Below are 6,975 nucleotides of genomic sequence, written 5' to 3'. Positions count from 1 at the left end.
CTCGATGCCCTTGCGCATGTCGGTCACCCCGCAGGCCAGATAAACCCGGACACCGGTGCCGGGCCCGATCATGCCGCCTCCACCACCCGGATCAACCGCGTCAGCGCGGCCGCATCCAGCATCGGGTCGAAGCGCAGGCACCGGCCATTGGCCAGCTGAAGCTCAATCAAGGCGGGGCGCTGCGGCGCTTGATCTTCAGCCGATGGATGCGCCGCCAACGCCGCCGGCGCGCTCAATTCCACCGGCAGGAACAGGGCCTCCGGAAGCGGGGAAAGCAGCCCCTTCTTCTTCAACTCATGCCGCCAGGCATAGAGCTGCTGTCGGGTCACCTCGTGGCGCTGCGCCACTTGCGTCACCGTCGCGCCCGCCACCCCGACTGACAGCACGATCCCGAGCTTCTCCTCGTCGCTCCAGCGACGACGCCGTTCCAGACCCAGAATGTCACCACGCATCGAAAGCCCCGCATAAGACACGTCGTTAACGACGTCGCTATGCACGTGTCTTAGCCGATCACCCCCACGCTCAGGCAGGCGGTGGAAATCGGGTGGTTACGGTGGTTCTTGTAGCATGGCGGCTGTGGCGCGGCCTGGAACGGGGTGACGATCTGGCGCCCTTTCTGTGTTCGTTGGCGCTGTTCGTCATGGCCTTCATCGGTATTGGCATCAGCTTCTATCCAATGATGGTGCCGCCGAGCCTGACCATTGTCGAGGCCGCCGGGCCCGATGCCAGCCTTTACTTCGCTTTGATCGGTACACTGATCCTGGTGCCGATCATTCTTGCCTATACGGCCTATGCCTACTGGGTGTTCCGCGGCAAGATCGACCCTGAGGAAGGATACCACTGATGCGGTGGCTGGTCCGTGTCGGCTGGTTCGCGCTTTTTTGGTTGGCCGGTGTTGGGACTGTGGCCCTGATTGCATTTGCGATCCGCGCGATGCTGCTGTGACCGCAGCGTGATGTGGCAAGACATGTCGAGCGCAGGCACGTACTGGCATCTGGTCTGATCCAAGTCTCGTCGAACATGAGGCAAGGAGCCTGCATGGCTGGGTTCATATCTGCCTGCGAGTCGACAGCGTCGACGATGCCCTAGTCGAATTCAGGCATCGGGGTGCCCGCGTTGTCGCAGGATCTATGGACAACCTCGCGCTTCAGCGTCGCATCGCTTCTTCGCGGATCCCTGGGGAGTAGCTCAACCAGAGCCTCCCACACTGCCAAGTTGCATTTCTTGCCATATACATATGTGAAGCAGGTTCACGAGCCGCAGCCAGGAGTACCTGAAACGAGGTGTCCGATCCGGACATGCCTGTCGAACCGTCAGCGCGCCAGCGTGCCGGTGCGGTCGCGCATCGCATCGACGCTCCAGGGGCCCGGCCCGGCGAAAACGATGTAGAAGAACACGAAGCAGTAGAGGATCGCCGCGTCGCCGCCGTTCAGCACCGGGAAGAAGCTTTTTGGCGCATGCGCGATGAAGTAGGCAAAGGCCATCTCGCCCGACAGGATGAAGGCCACCGGCCGCGTCCAGAGGCCGAGCGCCAGCAGTGCGCCGCCGATCAGTTCCAGCAGCCCTGCAATCCAGGACAGCGACATGAAGGCCGGCGACATGTCGCTGGGCGGGAAGCCCAGCAGCTTCGACGTGCCATGCAGCATGAAGATCAGCGCCGCGACGATGCGCAGGATGCTGAGGACGCGCGGCCCCCATTCGGTTTCGAGGGTGTGGGCGTTCATGGCCGATCCTTTCGTCTGATAGGGCGAAGTAAGCCGCGGTCCGGCGAATGGAAAGCGCGGCGGCCGATTTGCCAAAATCCGAAGTCATCAACCCAATTATGCCCTTAACCATAGCGGAAACGGAAGCGAAAACGGAGAGCTTGAAACCCCGACGTCATCGCCCGAGGAGGGTTGTCGGCGCCGGCACTTACGAAACGCTGGTTGACATGTGGCGTGTTGGGATGTGCGAGATCGGGATCGATTATGTCAGCCAACTGGGTGCGATGAATGGCCCGCTGTGACACAGCGTAGAGTCCATCAGGAAGGGGCACCAGTTCCAAGAGCTTTCCCTCCGGTCCACGTCGCCAAGTTGCATCGAGAAGGCAAAGTCCGCCGGGAAGCGCAGGCCGCGCATATGCTCCCGCCATATCAGCGGGTGCAACATGCGATCACGCTTGTCCGGCTGGGCCGTATGGACGAGGCCCGCGCAGAGGTTGCCAAGGTGAGGGCGCAGGAACCGGGCATCACCCTGACGACTTGGCGCGCGGGAAATTTCTATGCAGATCCCGCCATCGTGCCGAGGGAGTTGGCCGATCTCGCGGCAGCGGGATTGCCGGAGTAGGGCGCAGCCGATACCTCGCCATGGCCGATGCCTGAAGTCTCTAGTCACCCGAACTGCTGGACGTAGCATCGCTGCCCGCGGGAGTGGACACCAGAGGCGTGGGCATCAAATAGCTTGGCTTGCATCACAGCAGCCGGTCCTGCCTTTCCTTGGCCTCTACCGGCCGAAAGACCATCAACGCTTCGTCGGCAACGGGCCTCTTCCTACGGATGATCTCGGCCGTGTCCTTCGTGCCCTTTTTCCTTTACAGGACCGCTCTGGGCCTGCTGCTGCTGGAGGCCGGGCTGATCCCGGCAACGTCCTGATCGGCATCGAGTGAGATGCGGGTGTCGATTTATGCAATCCTAGATCCGGCCTTGTAGCGATGTGTCTACCTCGGACGGCGTAAGGGGATCGTTGAGAGGACAGCTAGCTTGCCGCTGAACAGGCCGGTTGAAGGCCAGCATTTGCTGGCAGCGCGAAATCTCAGATGAATGGTCCGATATTTTTTGCAATGAGGGGGCGGCTACTGTTACAGATCAGGACATGACACAGATTTTGATCGGCTACGCCCGCTGTTCCACCGACAAACAGGATCTTGCCGCGCAGAAGGGCATCCTTGCCAGCCTCGGGGTCGTATCCGATCGCATCTACACCGACCACGGCTTTACTGGCACAAACCGCGCCCGCCCTGGTCTCGATCAGGCGCTTGCAGCCTTGCGGGAGGGTGACACGCTGGTGGTACCAAAGCTGGACCGTCTGGCACGATCCGTTCCGGACGCCCGCGACATTGCTGACAAGCTGGCCGCACGCGGCATCAAGCTTCAGCTTGGCAGCGCCATCCATGATCCGGCCGACCCCATGGGCAAGCTGTTCTTCAACATCCTGGCAACCTTTGCCGAGTTCGAGGCCGACCTGATCCGGATGCGGACCCGCGAGGGCATGGCCGTGGCCCGCGCCAAGGGCAAGCTGCGCGGCAAGAAGCCGAAGCTGTCGGAGCGCCAGCAGCAGGAGCTGCGGCGCATGTATGACACTGGCGAGTATTCCATCAGTGATCTGACAGAGGTGTTTTCGATCTCGCGGCCGACCGTGTATCGCACCTTAGGCCGGCAGGCGGCGTGATGGTGAATGATCCAAAGTCATCCTCGACCGACGGCTTCCGCCCAAGGGATAGCAGCTACTGATGCAGTGGACGGCTCTTCTCCCTTCTACTGTATGATCACACGTTTATTGTTACAGCAGACATGCCTTAGCAGCCGAACCGGCGTCGGCACAGGGATTGGGATGCAGCTTCCCCTGTTTAAGATTCCAGACCGTAAACCCCGACTTACCCTTAAGCTTCGATGGCATACCGTTAGAAACGGTCCAATGTCCTTCAGTAACCAACCTGACGGAGAGCACCGTACCTGGAGATACAGCATCAATGTGGAACAACTTGCGACCGGCATCTTCCACGATCAGGTGATCGCCCTTGGTATCGATCGCGACAACGTGCTTGGCATCTGCCCACACTAGGAAGTCTGGGTTGAACGTGCGAGTGCTGCCTCGATCCAGGAGCGGGATTTCATATCCGCCCTGAGAGAGATTCCTACACCAGATCTTCTTTGTCTTGTCGAGGGCGACAGCAAAGGTCTTTTCTAGATCATTCATGCCGCTATAGCCCTCGTGGAGGGCGTAGCTGAATTTTACCAGCTTGGCCTCATCGACAAAGACACTATCAACTACATAAGGATCATCCAGTGCATTCTGGACGACGACAGAATGCTCGATATAGGCATCCGCGACCTTATTCGCCTGTTCTCGAATCAGCGTGGCTGCAGGACTATTATACTCCACAAACACATCGAATTTCGGGTGTTCGATGTCACAAAGATGAGCGGCTTTGCGATGCCGCTTCTGCAACTCCCGCAAGAAAATCCACCGTGCCGTGACGCGATTGCTGTGTTCGAAATCGACCCACTCTTCCTTCGCATCTGCGTCTTTGCCGATAGTCTGCAGGACCTGGATACGGCCTCCCGTGCCAACCGTATCTTCGCTATTCCCTTTGTAGTTGGGTATCAGCTTTAAGATGGCCTCGATGGGGTCTTTCGCGTCCCTCGAATTAATCGATACGATCGGCACCTCCCGGTGTTTGAGCGCCGGTCGTGTTGGGCGGTCACCACCATGTGTGCTCTTTGAGACGATCAGGGAAATATCCGGAGCATCACTGGTCAGCTTCTGCCGAACATCTGTGATGATGCTGTCAAAGACGCCTTTTTCGTCAGTTCGTATGTAAAAATGCGCAGTGTTCAGGATGGCTGCTGGGTAGTGCTCTGCGCCTGGCTGCCGAAGAACACGGCCGATGATCTGGGTCACCTGATCCGGCGATCCCATATCCTTATCGATGTAACCAAAGCCACAAGCCGGATCGTCCCACCCTTCCTGCAGACTAAGATTGAAGATGATATGACGGAAATCTCCGGCCATGAAATCGCTGTAGTCAGAATCGCCGCCAGAGAAGAGGTTGAAGTTGGGCGGAGGGGGAAACTTGCTGTCGAATTTCAAGTCGCAGTAAACAGCAATCTTGCTGGGGTCGATTCCCGCTGACTCGACAAGATGACGCCAGATCAGGATCGGTCTTGCAAGGCGATCTTTGAACGGCCGCGCAGCGTCCTCTTTCACAGAAGTACCATCGGCAACATTCGTGTTCGTGACGTAAATGGCCTTTGGAGAAAAATCTAAGCCAAGGCGGTTCACCGCAGTCTCTGCCCTTTTGTAGTCGGCGATCAGCTCGTTGATCGCGATTTCCATGGGGGTCAGATAGCCGCAAAGCATAATCTGCTTTTTCACCAGACCTGAAAGCACAACTTTGGAGCTTTTGACCGAGGTTACGAAATCCCCTTCTCTCCAGTCCTTGTCCTGCTTCAGGCGCTCGATCACTTTTTCAAGCGCCGGCGGGATCCGCAAGGTGGCACTCGCGGCAATGAGGGCATCCGGCTGCAATTCCATCAACAGATTCGTTTGCTGATTGGACAGATTGTGGCCCTCGTCGTAGACAATTATGAAATTCCGGCGCACGCCCCTGGCATCTTTTCGCCCCTTCAGCATCTCCCATAACGACTTGTCGGCCGCATCAAGCCCGACTTGGAAGATCTTGCGGTCGCCCTGCTCTTTATCCTTCTGATTGAATTTGCCAACAGTGGAGACCAGCATAAGGCCGCGACTGCTGTCTTCAACATCAGTTGGCTTGCAGTCCAACAGCGGCTTCACATCGAAACCGCCCACAAGGTCGGTATATTTCCCGCTCGCCAGATTGTTGAAGGTCTGCCAGACAACGACACGGCCCTTGGATAGCCAGAGAACGATTGGTTCGATTGGCAGCCGGCTTCGAATTTGCTCGACCGCATCGGCCAGGATCAGAGTCTTGCCACTACCCGTGATGGAGGACAGGTTCTGGTAGAACGGCACAATACGGGTTCGAGTGATCGTCAGAGGGTCTTCCATGTACTCATGAAAACGGTCTGCAATCTGGGTGGAAGCCGCTAGCTGAAAAGGTAGCAGCTCCATCAGTTGATACCTCCTTCATCGTTAAAAGGATCGCTGTTCTCGTTTAAGCCCAAGTGCGCCAATATCTTGTCGGGAATTTTGTAGAACCTAACGTTTTTGGACTGATACAACTCGTAGCGTGCATAGACATGATAGGGCTGCTTCAGCTCGGCTTTTTTGGCATCCTGCAGCACCACATTGTAACTTTCTATGTCGAGCTGGCCTACAGGTCCTGCACCATTGTTCCAGATAATGAAATAGGGTTCTTCGCGTTCGTTTTTGCCAACTAAGTAGGGCGTGTTGACAAAAGGGATTCACCGGGCGCGGTGATCGTGATTCAAGCTGGTATCTGCAATGGAGACCAGCGTGGCACGAAACCTGATGTCGAACGACGAGTGGGCGTTCTTTGAACGCTTCATCCTGGCTGTCCGTTCTCCGAACGGCCGCAAGCCCACGAACCATCGGCTTGTTCTGGATGGGATTTTCTGGATCGCCCGAACGGGGTCGCCCTGGCGCGACCTGCCGGAAGAGTTCGGCAAATGGTCGTCTGTCTATCGGCAGTTCCGGCGCTGGACGTTGGCGGGGCTGTGGGAACAGATCCTGGAGGCGCTGAACGAGAGCCGGATCGTGCCGGATGCGCTGCAGATGATCGACAGCACCGTGGTTCGCGCTCATCATCAGGCAGCGGGCGCAAAAGGGGGACTCCGCGCCAAGGTTTCGGCCGCTCGCGAGGTGGCTTCACGACCAAGATCCATCTGCGGGTCAATGCGGCAGGCCTGCCCATGAGAACCGAGATCACGGCCGGGCAGACATCGGACTACCTCGGCTTCGATCTGGTCATGGCTGACAACCTGCCCGAGCCAAGCGTTCTGCTCGCAGACCGCGGCTACGACTCCGACAACATCCGCAAGACCATGGAGGTGCGCGACGTGGTGCCGGTCATCCCCATGCGCAAAACCCGGAAGCTACGGGTCGCCGTTGACCGCAGGCTCTACCGCCTGCGCAATCTCGTTGAGCGGTGCTTCAACAAGCTCAAGAATGCCCGTCGCGTCGCCACCCGCTACGACAAGACCGCCGAAAGCTTCCTGGGCTTCATCGACATCACGTCGATCCGCCTCTGGCTCCGCCATTTGTCAACATGACCTA

General features: G+C 58.1%; 9 protein-coding genes and 1 pseudogene. 6 read left to right on the top strand and 4 right to left on the bottom strand.

What is annotated here, in order from left to right; all coding sequences use genetic code 11:
• Positions 1 to 68: 68 nt before the first annotated feature.
• Positions 69 to 452 carry an IS66-like element accessory protein TnpA gene (gene tnpA, locus ACTJI6_RS23285; protein WP_377764646.1) on the bottom strand — a complete coding sequence of 128 codons (384 nt, stop codon included), beginning with the start codon at positions 450 to 452 and terminating at the stop codon, positions 69 to 71.
• A gap of 95 nt (positions 453 to 547) precedes the next feature.
• Here tnpA and ACTJI6_RS23280 point away from each other — a divergent pair.
• Positions 548 to 844, top strand: a pseudogene (locus tag ACTJI6_RS23280) (cytochrome d ubiquinol oxidase subunit II); the annotation flags it as partial.
• Entirely contained in the window at positions 844 to 945 is a 102-nt protein-coding gene (locus ACTJI6_RS23275) for a DUF2474 domain-containing protein (RefSeq protein WP_440804099.1), read from the top strand. The pseudogene ACTJI6_RS23280 and the gene ACTJI6_RS23275, both read left to right, overlap by 1 nt.
• Positions 946 to 1,313: 368 nt before the next feature.
• Here the strand turns inward: ACTJI6_RS23275 and ACTJI6_RS23270 are convergent, their stop codons facing one another.
• The gene (locus ACTJI6_RS23270) at positions 1,314 to 1,724 is read right to left on the bottom strand and encodes a DoxX family protein (protein WP_440804097.1); all 411 of its coding nucleotides are present in this window, start codon (positions 1,722 to 1,724) and stop codon (positions 1,314 to 1,316) included.
• A 47-nt stretch (positions 1,725 to 1,771) separates the two neighbouring features.
• Between ACTJI6_RS23270 and ACTJI6_RS23265 the strand changes: the two genes are divergently transcribed.
• The 3 genes from ACTJI6_RS23265 to ACTJI6_RS23255 all read left to right on the top strand — a co-directional run bounded on the left by ACTJI6_RS23265 (position 1,772) and on the right by ACTJI6_RS23255 (position 3,426).
• Entirely contained in the window at positions 1,772 to 2,005 is a 234-nt protein-coding gene (locus ACTJI6_RS23265; RefSeq protein ID WP_440804095.1) for a hypothetical protein, read from the top strand.
• 113 nt (positions 2,006 to 2,118) lie between these two features.
• Positions 2,119 to 2,325, top strand: a complete 207-nt coding sequence (locus tag ACTJI6_RS23260; RefSeq protein ID WP_440804093.1) for a hypothetical protein — start codon at positions 2,119 to 2,121, stop codon at positions 2,323 to 2,325.
• A 525-nt stretch (positions 2,326 to 2,850) separates the two neighbouring features.
• Positions 2,851 to 3,426, top strand: a complete 576-nt coding sequence (locus tag ACTJI6_RS23255; RefSeq protein ID WP_440804091.1) for a recombinase family protein — start codon at positions 2,851 to 2,853, stop codon at positions 3,424 to 3,426.
• Positions 3,427 to 3,537: 111 nt separating this feature from the next.
• Here the strand turns inward: ACTJI6_RS23255 and ACTJI6_RS23250 are convergent, their stop codons facing one another.
• Complete coding sequence (locus ACTJI6_RS23250) at positions 3,538 to 5,850, bottom strand: DEAD/DEAH box helicase family protein (RefSeq protein ID WP_440804089.1); 2,313 nt, start codon at positions 5,848 to 5,850, stop codon at positions 3,538 to 3,540.
• Positions 5,850 to 6,023, bottom strand: a complete 174-nt coding sequence (locus ACTJI6_RS23245) for a hypothetical protein (protein WP_440804087.1) — start codon at positions 6,021 to 6,023, stop codon at positions 5,850 to 5,852. Before ACTJI6_RS23245 ends, ACTJI6_RS23250 begins: the two co-directional genes overlap by 1 nt.
• Before the next feature lie 160 nt (positions 6,024 to 6,183).
• On the opposite strand from ACTJI6_RS23245, the gene ACTJI6_RS23240 reads away from it, so the two are divergent.
• Positions 6,184 to 6,971, top strand: a protein-coding gene (locus tag ACTJI6_RS23240) for an IS5-like element ISPme2 family transposase (RefSeq protein ID WP_088238952.1) whose coding sequence is annotated in 2 segments (ribosomal slippage) — positions 6,184 to 6,520 and positions 6,520 to 6,971 — 789 coding nt in all. Because the reading frame shifts where the segments join, the coding sequence is not laid out codon by codon here.
• The last annotated feature ends 4 nt before the right edge of the window (positions 6,972 to 6,975 follow it).

The organism is Paracoccus sp. 22332 (assembly GCF_052045125.1).
GTDB lineage: Bacteria > Pseudomonadota > Alphaproteobacteria > Rhodobacterales > Rhodobacteraceae > Paracoccus > Paracoccus haematequi_A.
Note: the sequence above shows the minus strand (reverse complement) of the source record. Positions and strands in the feature narration are given on the sequence as shown.

Excerpts from the sequence above, each read along its gene's own strand:
- tnpA (WP_377764646.1), bottom strand. The coding sequence starts at position 452 with ATGCGTGGTGACATTCTGGGTCTGGAACGGCGTCGTCGCTGGAGCGAC.
- ACTJI6_RS23270 (WP_440804097.1), bottom strand. The coding sequence starts at position 1,724 with ATGAACGCCCACACCCTCGAAACCGAATGGGGGCCGCGCGTCCTCAGC.
- ACTJI6_RS23250 (WP_440804089.1), bottom strand. The coding sequence starts at position 5,850 with ATGGAGCTGCTACCTTTTCAGCTAGCGGCTTCCACCCAGATTGCAGAC.
- ACTJI6_RS23275 (WP_440804099.1), top strand. The coding sequence starts at position 844 with ATGCGGTGGCTGGTCCGTGTCGGCTGGTTCGCGCTTTTTTGGTTGGCC.
- ACTJI6_RS23260 (WP_440804093.1), top strand. The coding sequence starts at position 2,119 with ATGCTCCCGCCATATCAGCGGGTGCAACATGCGATCACGCTTGTCCGG.
- ACTJI6_RS23255 (WP_440804091.1), top strand. The coding sequence starts at position 2,851 with ATGACACAGATTTTGATCGGCTACGCCCGCTGTTCCACCGACAAACAG.
- ACTJI6_RS23265 (WP_440804095.1), top strand. The coding sequence starts at position 1,772 with ATGGAAAGCGCGGCGGCCGATTTGCCAAAATCCGAAGTCATCAACCCA.